16 protein-coding genes are annotated in these 17,059 nt (G+C 38.2%); 2 read left to right on the top strand and 14 right to left on the bottom strand.

Annotated elements, in window-relative coordinates; all coding sequences use genetic code 11:
• Positions 1 to 6: 6 nt before the first annotated feature.
• The 5 genes from EO125_RS01800 to nth form a co-directional block, all read right to left on the bottom strand.
• Complete coding sequence (locus EO125_RS01800; protein WP_127147381.1) at positions 7 to 897, bottom strand: DUF1385 domain-containing protein; 891 nt, start codon at positions 895 to 897, stop codon at positions 7 to 9.
• Positions 898 to 969: 72 nt separating this feature from the next.
• Positions 970 to 1,167: a 50S ribosomal protein L31 gene (gene rpmE / locus EO125_RS01795; protein WP_009354094.1), complete on the bottom strand. Its 198-nt coding sequence runs from the start codon at positions 1,165 to 1,167 to the stop codon at positions 970 to 972.
• 86 nt (positions 1,168 to 1,253) lie between these two features.
• Positions 1,254 to 1,544, bottom strand: a complete 291-nt coding sequence (locus EO125_RS01790; protein ID WP_127147380.1) for a YdbC family protein — start codon at positions 1,542 to 1,544, stop codon at positions 1,254 to 1,256.
• A 2-nt stretch (positions 1,545 to 1,546) separates the two neighbouring features.
• Entirely contained in the window at positions 1,547 to 3,058 is a 1,512-nt protein-coding gene (locus EO125_RS01785) for a hypothetical protein (RefSeq protein ID WP_127147379.1), read from the bottom strand.
• A 1-nt stretch (position 3,059) separates the two neighbouring features.
• Positions 3,060 to 3,695 carry an endonuclease III gene (nth, locus tag EO125_RS01780; protein ID WP_126938757.1) on the bottom strand — a complete coding sequence of 212 codons (636 nt, stop codon included), beginning with the start codon at positions 3,693 to 3,695 and terminating at the stop codon, positions 3,060 to 3,062.
• Between the two features lie 153 nt (positions 3,696 to 3,848).
• Here nth and EO125_RS01775 point away from each other — a divergent pair, with 153 nt between their 5' ends.
• Together EO125_RS01775 and EO125_RS01770 are read left to right on the top strand one after the other, a co-directional pair.
• The gene (locus tag EO125_RS01775) at positions 3,849 to 4,115 is read left to right on the top strand and encodes a DUF896 domain-containing protein (protein ID WP_240630412.1); all 267 of its coding nucleotides are present in this window, start codon (positions 3,849 to 3,851) and stop codon (positions 4,113 to 4,115) included.
• 1 nt (position 4,116) lies between these two features.
• Positions 4,117 to 5,445, top strand: a complete 1,329-nt coding sequence (locus tag EO125_RS01770) for a threonine/serine exporter ThrE family protein (RefSeq protein WP_127147378.1) — start codon at positions 4,117 to 4,119, stop codon at positions 5,443 to 5,445.
• A gap of 81 nt (positions 5,446 to 5,526) precedes the next feature.
• On the opposite strand, the gene EO125_RS01765 is transcribed toward EO125_RS01770, so the two are convergent.
• The 9 genes from EO125_RS01765 to EO125_RS01725 all read right to left on the bottom strand — a co-directional run bounded on the left by EO125_RS01765 (position 5,527) and on the right by EO125_RS01725 (position 17,003).
• Complete coding sequence (locus tag EO125_RS01765) at positions 5,527 to 6,135, bottom strand: ABC transporter ATP-binding protein (protein ID WP_127147377.1); 609 nt, start codon at positions 6,133 to 6,135, stop codon at positions 5,527 to 5,529.
• Positions 6,122 to 6,952, bottom strand: a complete 831-nt coding sequence (locus tag EO125_RS01760; protein ID WP_127147376.1) for an ATP-binding cassette domain-containing protein — start codon at positions 6,950 to 6,952, stop codon at positions 6,122 to 6,124. Before EO125_RS01760 ends, EO125_RS01765 begins: the two co-directional genes overlap by 14 nt.
• A gap of 9 nt (positions 6,953 to 6,961) precedes the next feature.
• Positions 6,962 to 7,816, bottom strand: coding sequence for an ABC transporter permease (locus tag EO125_RS01755; RefSeq protein ID WP_127011108.1), 855 nt, complete (start codon positions 7,814 to 7,816; stop codon positions 6,962 to 6,964).
• On the bottom strand, positions 7,813 to 8,799 hold the full coding sequence (locus EO125_RS01750; protein WP_127147375.1) for an ABC transporter permease: 987 nt from the start codon (positions 8,797 to 8,799) through the stop codon (positions 7,813 to 7,815). Before EO125_RS01750 ends, EO125_RS01755 begins: the two co-directional genes overlap by 4 nt.
• Positions 8,800 to 8,816: 17 nt before the next feature.
• Positions 8,817 to 10,409, bottom strand: a complete 1,593-nt coding sequence (locus EO125_RS01745) for an ABC transporter substrate-binding protein (protein ID WP_164723928.1) — start codon at positions 10,407 to 10,409, stop codon at positions 8,817 to 8,819.
• Between the two features lie 666 nt (positions 10,410 to 11,075).
• Positions 11,076 to 13,049: a RecQ family ATP-dependent DNA helicase gene (locus EO125_RS01740; protein WP_127147374.1), complete on the bottom strand. Its 1,974-nt coding sequence runs from the start codon at positions 13,047 to 13,049 to the stop codon at positions 11,076 to 11,078.
• Positions 13,042 to 13,965 (bottom strand): hypothetical protein, encoded by a 924-nt coding sequence (locus tag EO125_RS01735; protein ID WP_127147373.1) that lies wholly within the window; start codon positions 13,963 to 13,965, stop codon positions 13,042 to 13,044. Before EO125_RS01735 ends, EO125_RS01740 begins: the two co-directional genes overlap by 8 nt.
• A gap of 234 nt (positions 13,966 to 14,199) precedes the next feature.
• Positions 14,200 to 14,733 carry a hypothetical protein gene (locus tag EO125_RS01730; protein ID WP_127147372.1) on the bottom strand — a complete coding sequence of 178 codons (534 nt, stop codon included), beginning with the start codon at positions 14,731 to 14,733 and terminating at the stop codon, positions 14,200 to 14,202.
• A complete protein-coding gene (locus EO125_RS01725) occupies positions 14,733 to 17,003 on the bottom strand; it encodes a DEAD/DEAH box helicase family protein (protein ID WP_127147371.1) in 2,271 nt (756 codons plus the stop codon). The genes EO125_RS01730 and EO125_RS01725 overlap by 1 nt, the downstream gene beginning before the upstream one ends.
• Positions 17,004 to 17,059 lie beyond the last annotated feature (56 nt).

Genomic DNA, 17,059 nt, shown 5'->3' with positions numbered 1-17,059 from the left:
TCCTTTCTAATCTTCTTCGTAAGCATCTTCTTCACTAGGTCGCACAGATTGTAAGGCACGAATAGCCACCTCAATTTGGTCATCCTCTGGCTCTCTCGTAGTCATATATTGTAGGGCTAAACCAGGCGCAATGATGGCTTTCATGAGTGGATGCTGTGTCCGTCCAGCTAGACGAATCAATTCATAGGAAATTCCAGCCACCACTGGCATCAAGGCTAATCTAGATACTATACGTTCCACTAAATTAGGCCAACCTAGAAATGCGAATACAATAATACTCACTACCATGACGAATAATAAGAAATTAGTACCGCACCGTGCATGTAATCTAGAATGATTTCGCACATTTTCCACGGTTAATTCCATATCATTTTCATAGGTGTGTATCGTTTTATGCTCTGCCCCATGATACTGAAAGACACGCTTAATATCAGGAGTGAGTCCAATAGCAAAAATATATAATAAAAAAAGGATCAAACGAATAGTTCCTTCATATAGATTCAATATCATATGATCTGTGCCTGCACCTGGCATAAATTTTGCTAACCATGTCGGTAACGCAATAAATAATGCCGCTGCGATCAGCACAGATACAGCCATAGTGATGGCAATTTCTTTGTTGGATACCTCTTCCTCTTCTTCTCCAGAGGCCTGTGCCGAAAAAGATAAGGCTTTCATACCAATCACTAAGGATTCAAACAAAGCTACTACTCCACGCAGAAATGGAAACTTTAATACGGGATACTTGTCTTGGATAGATTTCGTAGGTTCTTCTTTAACCGTGATGGTTCCATCTGGTTTTCGACAAGCTGTGGCCATAATCTTAGGACCACGCATCATAACCCCTTCAATGACGGCTTGTCCACCTACATATTTTTTTACTCGTTGTTGAGTCATAGGGTCTCCTGTAAAACAAATATAGGCAGAGCCTTAGCTCTGCCAATTAATTTGTATAGGTTATTTACGTAATTATTTGCCGTAACGTTTGTTAAATTGTTCGATACGACCGCGAGCTTTAGCCGCACGTTGTTGGCCTGTGAAGAATGGATGGCAGTTGGAGCAAACGTCCACGCGAAGATCACCTTTAACAGAACCAGTTTTGAATGTGTTTCCACAACCGCAAGTTACAGTTGCTTCCGCATAATTAGGATGAATTCCTTCTTTCATGTATATACACCTCTTTTCAACGTCTAAACTTTTCCTATAGATTATATCACGAATGCTATACTCTATGCAATACTAGGGACTATGACTTATTCAGATGTTTCTGTTTCTAATTTTTTAGCCTCTGCTCGCTCTTGTTTTGCTTCTTCTAAAGCTTCTTCTAAATCTACAGAGTTTAGGATTTCTTTTAATTCTAAAATTTCTTCTAACGTTAAGGTGACACCTTTTGTCATTTGTGAGTAATCTTCATCCCAAGCGCGGATATCGAATTTAGGGTTGTAACGTCCCCAGCTTGTGCATGTTAATTGTTTTTTCATGCCATCTTTATTTTCTGAAAGTGTACCTAGTACTTTATAAATTGAATAATTAACCACAGCCATGATTAGCCCTCCACTTCTTCTTTTGTTTCATCTGATAAGACAGTTGGTTCCGGCACAATATCGTTAGCCAACCTTGCCAAAGCATTAGCCCAATTTGTTTCAGCTTGCGCTTTTTCTGTTTCATATTGTTCTAATGAAGTGGTAAAGCTCGCAGTAAATGCAGCCAACACCTCTTCTTTCACCACTTGACGACGGCAACTACCCATCAATTGTAATAAGGCTGGTGTAGTAGTTACCATAGAGGCTAAGGTACGTACTACCTGTTTTCCTTCTTCGCTGTTGAAATAGGTATACCACAAGAATGGTGCACTTGGATGGTTAAAATACCAACGATATGCTATTGTATCATCTTGTAAAACAGATTGTTCCATCGCATTTTGTACGGTTTCATCTTCTGGGGAAGCACCTAATGGGATACCCTGTTTGTGTTCCAATGTAACAGATACATCAATACCTTTCATAGATACTTGTAAATAATATCCTTCTAAGGCTTCAAACATGCGTTGCATATAGGTTGGAATGCGATAATCTCCATGCATATATCCATCTTCACCCATAGTTGGATGTTTTGGATTCATACTTACTTGTACACCATATAATGAAAGTCCATAATGAGCCAAACTAAATGTTTCCATGGATGCTAAAATTTCGTGAGGCAATGGAATGAAGTTGGTTTGCTTATATCCATCTCCAACAATTTCACAAATGGACAAGTCTACTTTTTTCACAGGTCCTAATCCATAACGGAACTCATAGCTTTGTAAAGGAGCCCATTCTCGAACTGATTCTAAATGATTTTGAAGAATCATGAACTGTAAGGCTACTCGATTCATATTCAATTGATCTTGTACAGCAGACACTGGAATGAAGTAACGTACAGTACCTTTCTCGCTCACATTGTTCACACGAGCCGCCATTTCTTCCATCGTCGTTACTGGTGCTGTGAACATACCAGATGTAGCTGCTACAATGTGGTCAAAGATGACATCTTCTGGCCATTCGTTGATCACTGGTGCTAATGGATATAGACTACGGAATAGGTCATAGCAACTTTCAGATGGCGTATAAAATAGTAAGCGATCTGTGGGAAGGGTTTGCATAATCTCTTCTGCAATGGCTGCATATTCCTCGAAATAGGCAAAGAGGATAATACCTTCTGTATTCTTATGAAAGTCAATCACTTCTTGCATCGGTACAGCCCATTGACGACCTGCGGACACACCTTCATAATAGCCAGTAGCACTGATGAAATCCATTAATTCTACGCTAAAGGAAATACCGTAAATTTCCTTAAACCCTGCTTCATCATATGGTAAAGGTCCAAACATATCTACTGTGGATGTTTGAGCAAGCTCAAATAATTCTTTCGGCGTAATACCCCACTCACGGACTTCGCCGCTTTGAGTGATGATTTGATCTAATACACGGAATCTTGCTATTTCCTGTACGATATCTGGGCCTGTTACACCCACCTTTGTAAAAGTCTCAATGAGACGTCTCATTTGTTCTGTCATACTATACCTTCCCTGCCGATTGGCATACATCATATAAAGGACATTCGTCACATAATGGTTTTCGTGCTTTGCAAATTTTTCGACCATGCCAGATCATCCAATGATGTGCGGCACTCCAGTGTTCCATAGGAATTGCTTTTTTCAGTTTCTTTTCTACTTCGTCTGGTGTTTTACCCTTGGCAATACCTAACCGATTGGACACTCGGAACACATGAGTATCTACCGCAATGGCTGGCGTATCAAATAGTATGGATACTAATACATTGGCTGTTTTACGACCAACCCCTGGCAATGTGACTAAGGTATCAAAATCTCGGGGCACTTCACTATTGTATTGTTCCACTAAAATTTTGCATGTTTCATGAATATGTTTAGCTTTGGAACGATATAACCCGCAATCTTTAATGAGCGCCTCTAATCCAGGTATACCTAATTCATACATGTCTTTAGGATCGCTATATTTCGGAAAGAGTCGTTTTGTTACAATGTTGACTCGCTCGTCAGTACATTGTGCAGATAATGCAACTGCTACTAGTAATTCAAAAGGCGTAGTAAATTCTAGTGCCGGTTTTGCATCATGGTAGACTTCTCCCAATATTCGTATTTGCTCTGCCTTAATAGCTTTTGTAATTCGCATCGGAGCCTTCTCCTTTAAGATGAAAAAACTATGTAAAACGTGTTATAATATAAATCTACTAATCAATACTATAGGTTAGATACTTTCATCTAACACTAATATATAGTGTATCATACCACAAAGGGTGTGCGTTAACAAATAAGGAGATTATCCATGACAGAACAAGAAAAAAAAGATATGACTATGGAACAAGCCTTAACTCGCATTAATGCATTGGCTGCCAAAAAGAAATCTGGTCAAATTTTAACAGAAGAAGAACTGGCGGAAAAGAAAGATTTATATGAAGTCTATTTAGGATTTATCCGCGCCCAAGTGGTGCAACATCTAGATTCCATCGAGTTTGTAGATGCCGAGCCAGACACAGATACGGTAGAAGTCGATGTAGAATTAAACACGCAATATTTACGGAAGAAACATTAATATGGCCCAGTATACAGAGCAAGATTTACATATTTTAGAAGAACCTTTTGTGGAAATCAGAAAAAAGGTAAAAATTCTACTTCGTATGGGCTGTTTATTATCTGAAAATGGAGCCAATGCGAACCAAATTGTTCGAGATATGCGTCGCGCGGCCGCATTTATGGGAATTCCAGCAGATGATCTTCATATCCATATTGCCTACTCTAATATTTTAATTAATATTCATAGTCCAGAAGATTGCTTTACATCCTTTAGAAATGTCCAATATTTAGGAGCTAATATGGATATTATTTCCGCCATTAGTGTCTTAACTTGGACTGCATTGCGTAATGAGTATACTCTTGATGAATTTTCCCAAAAACTCGAAGAAATTGCCAAAAAAGATCCTCCCTATTCCAATGCAACTTCTGCGGTGTTTGCAGGATTTGCCTGTGGTGCTTTTCCTATCTTATTTGGTGGCACCATCATCTCTGCTTGGATTACAACATTTTGTGCTCTCCTTGGCTTTATTGTTCTATTAATTTTGAAACGTTTCCAAATTAATGGATATATCAGTATCGCCTCTGCTGCTGCGGTATCCTCTGGGTTAGCATTTCTATCCGGATGCATCTTCGACTCTGGAGATGTAATCTATGCTATGATTGCTTGTACATTGTTCATGGTTCCCGGCATACCTCTCATTAATACCGTCGATGATTTACTAAACAACTACATTTTGGCAGGAATATCTCGAGCTGTACATACGTTACTCATTGTGGGCAGTATGACTGTAGGGATTAGCATGGCTCAATACTTCAATCATTCCTATGATTTCACCCATTTAAGTATTGTTCCAGACAGCATTTCCATTGTTTTATTAGGTGCTGCAGTTGTGGGTGCTGCAGGCTATGCTGTTATGTTTTATACTCCAAAGCGTCTACTCCCTCTCATAGGTATTGGTGGTCTCATTGCTATTTTAGTGAAAAATACATTAATACTTCATTTAGGATTTTCAGTATTTGGCGCTACTTTCATCGCTGCCGCTATGGTGAGTTTATTCTCGTTGAAAGCTGCCCGTCATGGTAAAACATCTTCCAAGGTACTAGCGATTCCATCAGCGATTCCTCTTGTACCTGGCGTATTTATTTATCGATTTTTATACGCCATGTTACACATTAACTCACTGACTTCTACTACACTCGTAGAAGCCATTCAAAGTGGTGTTACGGCTATCCTTATCATCATATCCATCGGTGTAGGCGTTGCTATTCCTTCTATTCTAGCTGGTAAGATATTAGATGCTAGAAAAGAGAAAAAACTAGAAAGTTTATTAGATAAACGGTATACATAAGAAAAGCATGTATCTTTTGACGCATTGTCATTGAGATACATGCTTTTTCTATGATATAGGTTTTATAATATATTTTACAAATTACTTATTAATTACATTCATTTCCACTAATTCTTCACAAACTCGATTTGCTAAATGACGATTATGGGTAATCAGCACCAATGTTATATTATGCTTCTCTACTTCTTCTAAGATAACAGACCATAATTGCGCTTGTGTAATCGCATCTAAACTAGCAGTAATCTCGTCTGCTATCAATATTTTCGTCTGTGGTGAAAGAGCTCGCAAAATAGAGATCCGTTGTAATTGACCACCAGATAATTCATTGGGCCAACGAGACAACCACTCCCTTTCAATGCCCATCCTATCCAACAAGGACTCTGGAATATGCCAAGCTTCATCTAAAGTCTTTTTGAGTTTCCATCTAGGGTTTAAAGCTTTTTCAGGATGTTGATAAATCAATTGAATCGGATTGTATCCTTGTATCTCCCGAATATCTTGCCCATTTAAGGTGACACTACCACTTCGTTGTAGCATATACCCAGCTAGAATTTTAGCTAATGTACTTTTACCATATCCACTAGGCCCCAGTAATGCAATACGCTTACCTTGTTCAATTTGTAAAGACACATCATTCAGTACGAGTTCACCCTCATGATACCCAAAGGTGAGATTTTTAATGTCTAACATCATATCCCTCCTTTGTCATCAAAAATTGTTCAACTTCTGCTTTAGAATAGTCCCTAAACTCATTCTGTGGTAATGCATTAAATAAAGCCCGTGTATACGGATGTGTTAACAGCTCTGGACTTTGAAAGTTTCTTGCCTCCGTCACATCAATTAATCGGCCATCATAAAATACAGCTACGCGATCTGCCACATGAATGGCCAAATCTAAGTCATGGGTGATGAGCATGCAGCTTTTTCCTTCATTCGCCATATCACGGAACATCTGTAAGGCTTGCACAGCATCTTTCATTTCCATACCTGGAGTTGGTTCGTCCGCTACAATAAACTGAGCATGACTAATCAATGCTGTCGATACTAGCACGCGCCGTGCCATACCGCCAGATAGTTCAAATGGATACATACGACTCACACCTTCATGCAATGCTAATTTAGCAAATACGGCTTCTTGTTCCTCCATAGTTCCTGTCAGTCCAATAACTTGTTTTCCCACTTTCATGGTTGGATCCAAGTAGGTGATCGACTGTGGTACTAGAGCCAACTCTGAACCACGATAGAGTTCTTGCTGTTTCGGAGTTAAAGGTTCTCCTTTATAAAAAATCTTCCCCTCCACAATAGAGTTATAAGGCAATAATCCCATAATAGCGTGTGCTAATAAGGTTTTTCCTGACCCGCTGGCACCGACTACGGCTAATATTTCTCCTGTGCAGACGCTCAATGAAATATCCTTAATCCCCTGTACATGGTGTTTTGAAAGTTTCCCTTGGTACATTTCAAAAGTGACTGCAAGGTTCTCTACCCGCAATAATTCTTCTTTCATGAGAACCTCCTATCGCTGTGAATGTGCAGGGTCGAATAACTCTTTTAAAGCTTCTCCCAATCGATCAAAGAAAAATACCACAACCATTAATGTCATACCAGGGAAAAAGGCCAACCACCATAATCCTAAAGAGATATGACGAATCGATTCAGACAATATGATACCAATAGCTGGTAAGTCTAATGGTAACCCATAGCCTAAAAAGGTAATGCCCGCTTCATGCAAGATAGCATGAGGAAATAATAGCACAAGACCAATGATATATTGTGGTAAAATATGCGGCACAAAATGCTCTTTGGCAATACGGAAATAGGAATGACCATAATTACGCGCTGCCAACACATATGGTTCTTTACGAAGTTGCATGACCTCTGCCCGTATCAATCGTGTTAATCGAGTCCAGTGTGTGGCCACCACGCCGATGACAACACCTTTCATTCCGCCCCCTAAGGACACAGAAATCATGAGGATTAGCAAAATATGAGGCACCCCCATACATAAATCAACGAGCCACAAGATAAAAGCATCTACTTTTCCCCCAAAGGTAGCAGATAAAGTTCCTAACACCAATGCTATACAAGAACTGACAAAAGCAGCCAATAAGCCTACTTGAATACTAATGGATAGACCTTTGATACAACGATATAGCATATCTCTTCCCATATGGTCAGTACCAAATATATATTGCAAGGAAGGCTCTGCATATTTATTGCCATAATTGATTGCATAACTTTCTTCTGGCATAAGTGCCCCTGCAATGGTAATTAATACAAGGACAACAGATACAAAAGATGCTAACAGTAACATTTTTTTACGTCTTGTCCAAGAATGAACAGTCGATACTTCTATTACATCGTCATTCATATCTCATGTCCCCCTTCCCTAATTTCTGGATTCACCACTGCATACAATATATTAGCAATTAAATTGCCAACAAATACAAAGATGGCACTAAAAAATGAAATACCTAATAATAATGGAACATCGCCTCGCAGACCTGCCAATGTCACCGCACTACCTAAGCCAGGATAGGAGAATACGACTTCTGTTAAAATGGCACCTCCGAATAGTTCAGCAAAGGATGCAAAATGTAATGTAATCGCTGGAATCATCACATTCCTCAACCCATGTCGTAACACACGTTTCCACAGCCTTTCCCCTCTAGCTTCTGCAAATAACATATAATTACTACCTAAGCAATCGATCATCTTCTGCCTCGTATGTAAAGTGATAGCAGATACACCGGTAACCGCTAAAGTGAATGCTGGTAAAACCACATGGTGTAATCGCTCTGCCCATGTGACATCTGCCCCGATTTTACCGATTGGAGTGGATAAGGCAAAGGGAAACCATTGTAATTCCACTGCAAAAATAAATAGCACCACAATGCCTAACCAAAAGGTTGGTATAGATACGCACAACAAGGAAAACCCATTGATGATTTTATCAATCCATGTTCCCTCGTATACGCCACTGACGATACCAAAGAAAAACCCTACCAATCCAGCTAGTACCCATGAAAGCATCATTAACAAAAGAGTTTCTTGGAACTTCTCAGCAATGACATTAATAACAGGTTCATTGTAAAGGAAGGAAACTCCCCAATTACCTTGTAACAAGTCTGCTGCCCAAATACAGTATCGTTCTACTGGTGGCTTATCAAATTGCCAGAAAGCAGCCATAGCCGCTTTTTGCTCCTCCGTCACAGATAATCCCGAAAAGTACGCATCAATTGGATCAATCGGAGAAATAACTAAGAGCAAAAAGCTAACTACGCTGACAGCAAATATCAAAAGTACCACACGAATAAGTTGTTGTCTAATAAAAGACCAAATTTGCTGATTCATATGTGATCCTTACTATACTATTTCCATTGCCATTGAGAAAGATTTGCTATAATACCCATGCCTTGTCCACGTTGATTAACGCCTACATTACCTAGGTCTAGACCATCACGAACTAAATATGGAACGGATACATTGGCAATCCATAAATATGGTACATCTTCTTTTATACCTGTTTTTCCATCCCATTGAGCCAACTTAAATTCTTTAATCGCTTCATCCCAGCTGTTAGCTGCCAATGCCGCATCAATATGAGCATCTACTGTTGGATTGCTATACATAGCTGGGTTATTAATTACGTTTTTACCAATTTGGGAACTATGGAAATACATGTAAAGAGACAATGGATTAAAGTCACTAGAAGCCCAAATTGTAGGTACATTACGAGCAATTTTACGAGCATCAGACCATGCCATAGATTCCGCAATCATATTGATGCCCAATTTTTTTGCATCCGCTGCTAGCGCTACTGCTGTATTATAACGTTGTAAATCGTTGGAACGACCGGAAATTTTAAATTCAGCTTTTACGCCATTTTTTTCACGAATTCCATCACCATCTGTGTCTTTCCATCCAGCATCTTCAAGAATTTTTTTCGCTTCTTCTACACGATTATCTGTGATATTTAATTCTGGATTAACCCATGCTAGCTCTTTGGAATACATGTATGTTGGTTCACCAAATCCATTCAATGCATTTTTGATAATTTCTGCACGATTAATACCAATATTTAAAGCTTTACGAATGGCTGGGTCAGACGTAATATTATTACCTACTTTCATACCATTTTCTTCACGTTCTGGTTGTGTTGGAAGATTCAATGTAAAAGAAGCTATAGTTTGCATCGTAAATACTTTCATATTATCTACTTTTGCATTCGCATAGTCAGAGTTCAAGAATAACACATCCACTTGACCAGATTTAGCCGCTGCTACTGCAGCATCTTCAGCAATATTTAAAACTGTCACTTTTTTTAATTTTGGTTTTTCACCATAATAATATTCATTCGGTTCCATAATTAACTGTTGCTCTTTTTGGAATGCCACTACTTTCCATGGACCAGAACCAATTGGTTGTGAACCGTAAGTTTCTTTATTATACGCATGGGCTGGTACAATCCCCAATGTAGAAGTTATTTCAAGAAATAGAGACCAAGGTTTTTTCAATGTAAATTCTACCGTATAGTCATCTTTTGCCACGACTGATTCCATGAAAGTAAGATCTACATAGCCACCTGCCTTTTGTGCTGTTTCATAAGTAAATACAATATCTTTAGCTGTTAGTGGTTGACCATCAGAGAACTTAACATCATCACGAATTTTAAATGTATAATGCAAGCCATCTGGAGATATGGTTACATCTTTCGCTAAATCCATTTCCAGTTCTTTTTTATCATTTCTTGTATATAACGCAGAGTGGAATGGATCCGCAGCCCACATACCCCATCCACTAGTAGGGTCATAACCACCATTAATCATATATTTCCCCATGGAAATAACAATTTCTCCCTTGGCTGCACGATCAGCTCTCGCCTGATCTGTATTGCCACCGCAACCAGCAATCATTAAAAATGCCATAATCGTGGTTACAAGCATAAATAATCTTTTTAACATAACGTACGCCCTTTCAAAAATAAAATATTTATACCCTAAACTTAAAACCTATATCCTCCTTTCGAATAAAACATAATGATTAAACGGATATATAATTAATCATCTTTATAAAAAATCCATAGTGCACCTATCGTATAAAAAAGATACCCTCTTCTTATATAAATTAGGTAACCACTATTGATTACAAACATCATAAAACAACTTTAGATATATTCTAAAAGACTTTATGAATTAAAACTTTCTAATATCTTATCAGTTCTTTCACCTATATGTAATTATCTTTAATCTTACAATACACGATCGTCATTCGTCAAATGACTTTTGGTTATATATAAACAATTAACATAGTATTATAACTATCTTTCATGACTTGAATTTCAAATTTTGATAGCAGTCGAATCATATGCCTTTTTACATCTTAAGAAGGTACCCTGCCCCTAACATGAACAAGTCTAAAAATGAAGATACTAACGTATTAAACCTCTCGTGATATCTGACGAGATAATAAAGGGGCTGTAACAAAAATGTAGAAAAGTACATTTTGTTACAGCCCCATCGCTATTAAAAGCAACTCATTTTGTCCTATAACCTTACTTATTATACAGCAAATGATAGTATAAAAACAGCAAGATAGAGCATGAGGGAGAAATGAAGTTGGTTATGGTCTTATGACTGTAGCTTTTCAATAAGTTTTTCTACATCTTTTGAAAGTGTGCCACTTTCATAAGTTTTTATCAGCTGCCCTGGAAAGTATCGTTCGTAAATCTGTAATTTATCTGCCCATCTCGCATCATATTCTTCATTACCAAGCATACCAAGATGTTCCCAATATCTGATGGTTCCATCTGGCAAGTATATGGTAAAGTCAGGACTTATCCGTTCACCGTCTCCATATAACAAAGGTTCTTCATACTTATAAGTAATACCATTTGATGCCAATAGATTACAAATAATCACTTCTGATTTACTACGTACACGATTACCATCTGCAGTGGTATAAATTCGACCTAACTGAAATGTATCCAGCCCAAGATACTTAGCAATCTCCTGATGTAAATATCTCGAGTCTTGTGTATCCTCAATCATATTTACAAAATAATCTAGCATATCCTCTTTATATTGTTTTTTGCGTTCAATATCTTTAAGAATCTCTGTCATTGTTTCTTCAGAAATATCTACCTCATTCACTTTTAGAATAATCCATCGTTCTAAAGCTTTTTTTAACCGAAACTTACCAGCTAGTAATCCATCATATACCATATCTGATAGTTCCCTAGGATGCATATTATTATTCTTGCAAGTATTAATAAATCCTTTCGTATTACTGTTATCGTATACCTGTTGTAATGTATCACAGTTAATATCATACATTTCTTTTAAGCCTGAAAATCCTTTTGCCACAATTTCAATCAATCCAGCCCGTAGATAATAAGGCAAGCAAAGTTGTTTTTCTTCATCTGCAAAATAATCAAATGTCTTATATCCTGTCTTTTGATTACCCACTATCTTTTGATATACTTCTCTAAGCTGTTCTTCCCGAGGAAATGAACCATCAATGAAAAAGCTTTTTTTGAAAGAAACATTTTTATCTGAATACAGTAGGTAGGCATGAGCTCCCTCTCCATCGCGAGCTGCTCTACCTATTTCTTGGTAATACTGTTCCACCGATTCTGGAATCATAAAGTGAATGACTATCCGTATATCTGGAATATCAATACCCATGCCAAATGCATTCGTAGCTATCACAATATTAATTTCATTGGACTTAAACTTTTCAATGATCTCCATACGTTCTTTTGCATTCATATCACCATGAAAAGAACCTGCCCGATATCCCCGATTTTCCGCTTTTTGAGCTAAATCCATTACGCCTCTAGTATTTCCTTTGCGATATAAATACACTAACACTTTCTCAAATTTATGACGCTCCAGTAATTCCCAAAATGCTTCTTCCTTTTGATTTTCATCACTGAACTTCTTCACATGTAGTTGCACTTCGGTTCGCATCAAGATGTCATCTCTTAAGATATGTTCCGGATTAATTTTGAAACTTTCACATATATCTTGTAATTCCTTAGGATTAATCGTTGCTGTCAGAGCCAATACTTTACACCACGAATCAGATCCAAACAATTCATTCATAAACTCAGGAATCCGTTGATAGAAAGGTCTAAAACTTAATCCCCATTGACTAACGCAGTGAACCTCATCAACTACCATTAATGTAATAGAATCACGTCTCTTTCGCAAGCAATATTCAAAGTATCCATCCGTGCCAATCTTTTCTGGACTTACAAAGATAAAATCCGGTGTGAATTGACCATTGGCATAGTCCGTTAACAATTGTACTTGTTGAGTCGACTGTACCCCTCCATGCAATACCAACACCTTGTACCCATGTTCCATTATTTTTTGTGATTGTTCTTCCATTAATGCAATCAAAGGTGATACAACAATCGTTGTTCCTCCACAAGCAAGGCCCGCCATCCAGTAGATAATAGACTTCCCACCTCCAGTTGGCATAATACATAGGACACTTCCTTTTTCTACAACATTAGAAATAACCTTCTTTTGAAAGTCCTTCAACTGAAATTGCATGTTAGGAAAACGTTTTTGAAAGTCTTGCTCTACATTATACATAGTAGTATACCTCACGATCGCTTGCACCTTCTAAGACTGCTATCTCATTTTTATGAGTGTCTGCTATAAACTGTAAGAACGCATCTACAAGTACATACCTGTAGTTTGGGTCAATATAAGCGTCTAAACTTTCTGCTTTTTCTTTTAACAATTTATAAATTTCAAATGCATAATAGTGAAAGAGTCTATATGGATAATAGTAATTTTGTTGCGTAATTACTTTCTCTTTATCTATATGTATCATTAAAAATTCAGAATCCGTAAGACAACCAAATGTTTTTTTACCACTTAAGTACCATAACGCCCATACAGCTGATCTACTTTTGTTAGAAAATAACCCTGGATGCACCTTAAATAGCATATGCGTTTTAATACCACCACCGATGACTTTATACGCTGTATACTCACCTGTATCCAAGTCTTCCATACCTAACTCCTTATAGTCCATAATACTATCATATGTATTTGGATCATATTGTTCGGCATATGTTTCCCCAAACAGGCATAGATTATAGACTATATCATTAAGATATTTTGCATCAGCTTTAGAAAAATCACCTCTATATTTATCTAGAGCCTTTGATTTCCGACTATTTAGGGTTTTACGTATAATTGGACATTCATTTTTAAGCACTTTTAGTTTAAATGTCTCTAAATCATCTTCATACTCTTTTAGCAATTCAAGATTAAAAATATTTACATAATCATCTCTATCACATTCAAATTCATCAATAGCAATCTTCACCGTTTCTTTCAAACTAGGGTTCTGGTTTAAAAACTTTTCAAAGTATGTTTTAAAATTCTCATTAATTTCTTTTACAACAGCTTGTATATGCTTTTCCTCATAACATACTTTTTCTACATGCTCCCATTCATAGCAAAGATCCTCGCCATATTGTTCACGCTTTAAATACATAAACCCTCCTTGACGCACTATACTAACAAACAATCTAGGAACTCTTATCTTAGATTTATCCTTAGTATATACTAATTTTTAAATTTTGTCATAAAGTAGAAGAAGAACTGTGCCCTATAAAAAAGAAAACATAAGCAAGACTACCTATGCTATCACAATCAAAGGTATAGGTAATCTACACTTATGTTTTATGTATCAAATTTCAATTACTTTTTATTTGCCCCGCTCAACTTTTCACACAACTCGAAATGTCAACATCTTATCCAGTCCACATGTTTCAATGTCGCAAGGGGCACCACCACGCAGTGTTGCTTCCAAATGATAAAACAGCCTGCACCGGTTGATATGTTGAAGAAGAAATGGAGAACGCCGCTGATAGCCATATTGCGTAAGCAAGGATCGTAGTTTGATTCTCACATACCCATTGCCCTTGCCATAGAGGATACGGATACGCACACTTTTAAAGAACAAATCCAAATCAGAATAGTCGCTTATATACTCTTCCGTATTTACAGTGTGCTTGCCGTATGCAAGGTCCTTTTGTATAGCGGGAAATTCCTGGTCAAGGATGGTTTTTTCATGAAAATAATGCATCCAATAACGAATATCCAAAATGAACTGTCGTTTGTTGCTGCGATACTTGTCAGCAAAAAAGGTCTTCTCACCTTCCCATATCAAGTCAATGATATGACTTTCCTCTCTACAGGTAAGCTCCATACTACTTATGATGGCAGCAAGGTCAAGGGCTGAATATAAAAGCGCCCTCACTAGTTGTCACCCTTCATGCCGTTGCACTGGCGGCACAGGATTTGAAGATTTTCCGCAACGCTTTTGCCACCACTGTTCATTGGAACGATGTGATCTACCTGAAAGTAAATCCGAGATTGATCCGTTTTGCCACAGCAAGCGCACTCATAAAGTCCTCGCTTATTCCTTGACTTTTCAAAGGTCTGATCTCTTAGTTGTTTTTCCAGCATAGGGTCAATCTTCCCTATCTCATGGAGCGGCAGGTTCTCCAATGCTCGTGTGCCGTATTTCACATTACTTTCACTGTCTTCATACAGATCAGAAGAATGGGATAGTTTCATCAGCTCAATATCAAGTTGACGGAGAAAATATAGTTTCCTTCCAAAGAAAAGTTTCAGCATAGTATCATCACCGGAGTCCCAGATAGAATCAATATATTCAGACTTCTTGCGCTGTCCCATATCTTCATCCCAGATGTGTTGTGCGATAGCGGTCACATTCAGCTTGCTCCTGTCTACCTCGGCAAAGGTATAAAACTGAGGGATTGTTTCATACTGTGCATAGTATTTCAGAATATTTAATACATCCCTTGGCTCATAAGGTGGTACAAGCTCTCCGCAGAAGAAGGAGTCTCTGCACTGACGTTCCATTCCCTCAAGCTTTTCGTCACACAGATATTCTTCCGTTGCCTCAAAGCTGGCGAACAGGGATGGAAGGGAATCCATAAGCTGCTTGTATGCCGCTTGTGTGCTATTGTATACCATGACCTGATAGGCGTGATCCATACCGTTTTCCTCCAGATAAGAAAACGCATACATTCCAATCGGAATCCGCTGTTCAAAAGGTACTTTTTCTAATGCCGAAGTATCTACTGAATCATCTAATATGGAAGCAAATTCTTCTATTTTGGAAATAGCAATCATGCGAAGATCATGCTTTGTCCGTTCAGCTTTAGTATCGCGGAAATCGTTACTTCCTTCAAAGAGGCTTTCAGGATTTACCCAAGCGATATTTTCATTCCAATGGTCAATGAAAGAAACAATATAGGCAGTAGATGTGCCGCCTGCTGCTGTTCCCCGCAATGCGCGGCCAACCATTTGGGTCATCAAGATAGATGACACCGTAGGTCTAGCAAGGAAAACTGTCTTTGTTTGTGGTAAATCAACACCTTCTGTAAGTATGTTCACATTGATTAAAACTTGTAGCTTTCCATCTCGATATTCATTTAGCTTTCTCTCGTTATCTTCACGACTGATTGTTACGCCAGTAATAGCATCTTTCACAGAAGAAACGATAAAGTCAGCTGAAACGCCTGCTTTCTTGAACAAGGCAGTCAACTGAATGGCATGGACTACATTGACCGCAAAAAGGATGGTTTGCCCATATTCAGATTGCTTTGCTGTATACGTCTCTACAATCAGCTTATTTCGGACCGCACTGTCTGCCATCTGCTGTGCAATTTCATCCGGTAAAATATCTAAATGTTGGATACTTTCCCACGCATCCACGCCAAGGAGCTCGCCGTACTCTTCATCGGTATAAAAGCTTTCAAAAATTGGCTTTGCAAGTATCTGTCGGTTAATCAATTCCTTTAGGCCGATTTGATATGTAATACCCACATCGTCATGTGCAGCTTGTCCATTTATAACACCATCTCCGTATATACGGGCTAACAACCCCTGTTCATTTTCTGCTGTCCGAAATGGTGTTGCAGTCAGCCCAATGAGCTTCAAATTAGGCACTTTCCCTTTTACATACTCAATGATTTTTCGATACGTTTTAGCCGTTGAATGATGAGCTTCATCTATGACAAGATACAACTCGTTTTCATCTTTCAGCCATATGTCTAAACGTTCAATATTTCTTCCAATACTGTCTTTGCTGACAATCAAAAGATTGTCATCGGGACGAATATCGCTAGTACGATCATGACTAGAAGCACCAGAAATAATGCGGAAACAAAAGGATGAAATATGAGGTATCACTTCTGTATAAGCAAACTTTTGAAATGATTCCGCTGCCTGATCCAGCAACATTTGACGGTGTCCAATCCAAAGTATCTTCTTTTTCTTGTCAATGGCGTTCTTCAAAAGCCACATGGACGCTGTATAGGTTTTCCCACCGCCAGTAGGCAGTACTACCAATGTACTGTAGGCCGGCTCTTGATTGATTTTGTCGAGACACCGCATAGCCTCTTTTTGGTGCTCGTATGGCGTTCTTGCATTTGTCCCCTTTTTGGGAAACACCTCACCGTAGGACTTAACTTCTATACAATCAGAAAGATGTTTCATTTCCTTTACCTCACTTTATGATTCTTTGTCCACCCTTGTATGAGCCAATCTAATGC

The organism is Veillonella sp. VA139 (genome assembly GCF_003992005.1).
In the GTDB taxonomy this organism is placed as follows: Bacteria; Bacillota; Negativicutes; order Veillonellales; family Veillonellaceae; genus F0422.
Note: the sequence above shows the minus strand (reverse complement) of the source record. Positions and strands in the feature narration are given on the sequence as shown.

Excerpts from the sequence above, each read along its gene's own strand:
- EO125_RS01775 (WP_240630412.1), top strand. The coding sequence starts at position 3,849 with ATGACAGAACAAGAAAAAAAAGATATGACTATGGAACAAGCCTTAACT.
- EO125_RS01745 (WP_164723928.1), bottom strand. The coding sequence starts at position 10,409 with ATGTTAAAAAGATTATTTATGCTTGTAACCACGATTATGGCATTTTTA.
- EO125_RS01770 (WP_127147378.1), top strand. The coding sequence starts at position 4,117 with ATGGCCCAGTATACAGAGCAAGATTTACATATTTTAGAAGAACCTTTT.
- EO125_RS01760 (WP_127147376.1), bottom strand. The coding sequence starts at position 6,952 with ATGAAAGAAGAATTATTGCGGGTAGAGAACCTTGCAGTCACTTTTGAA.
- EO125_RS01755 (WP_127011108.1), bottom strand. The coding sequence starts at position 7,816 with ATGAATGACGATGTAATAGAAGTATCGACTGTTCATTCTTGGACAAGA.
- EO125_RS01800 (WP_127147381.1), bottom strand. The coding sequence starts at position 897 with ATGACTCAACAACGAGTAAAAAAATATGTAGGTGGACAAGCCGTCATT.
- EO125_RS01740 (WP_127147374.1), bottom strand. The coding sequence starts at position 13,049 with ATGTATAATGTAGAGCAAGACTTTCAAAAACGTTTTCCTAACATGCAA.
- rpmE (WP_009354094.1), bottom strand. The coding sequence starts at position 1,167 with ATGAAAGAAGGAATTCATCCTAATTATGCGGAAGCAACTGTAACTTGC.
- EO125_RS01765 (WP_127147377.1), bottom strand. The coding sequence starts at position 6,135 with ATGTTAGACATTAAAAATCTCACCTTTGGGTATCATGAGGGTGAACTC.
- EO125_RS01750 (WP_127147375.1), bottom strand. The coding sequence starts at position 8,799 with ATGAATCAGCAAATTTGGTCTTTTATTAGACAACAACTTATTCGTGTG.
- nth (WP_126938757.1), bottom strand. The coding sequence starts at position 3,695 with ATGCGAATTACAAAAGCTATTAAGGCAGAGCAAATACGAATATTGGGA.
- EO125_RS01725 (WP_127147371.1), bottom strand. The coding sequence starts at position 17,003 with ATGAAACATCTTTCTGATTGTATAGAAGTTAAGTCCTACGGTGAGGTG.
- EO125_RS01735 (WP_127147373.1), bottom strand. The coding sequence starts at position 13,965 with ATGTATTTAAAGCGTGAACAATATGGCGAGGATCTTTGCTATGAATGG.
- EO125_RS01790 (WP_127147380.1), bottom strand. The coding sequence starts at position 1,544 with ATGGCTGTGGTTAATTATTCAATTTATAAAGTACTAGGTACACTTTCA.
- EO125_RS01785 (WP_127147379.1), bottom strand. The coding sequence starts at position 3,058 with ATGACAGAACAAATGAGACGTCTCATTGAGACTTTTACAAAGGTGGGT.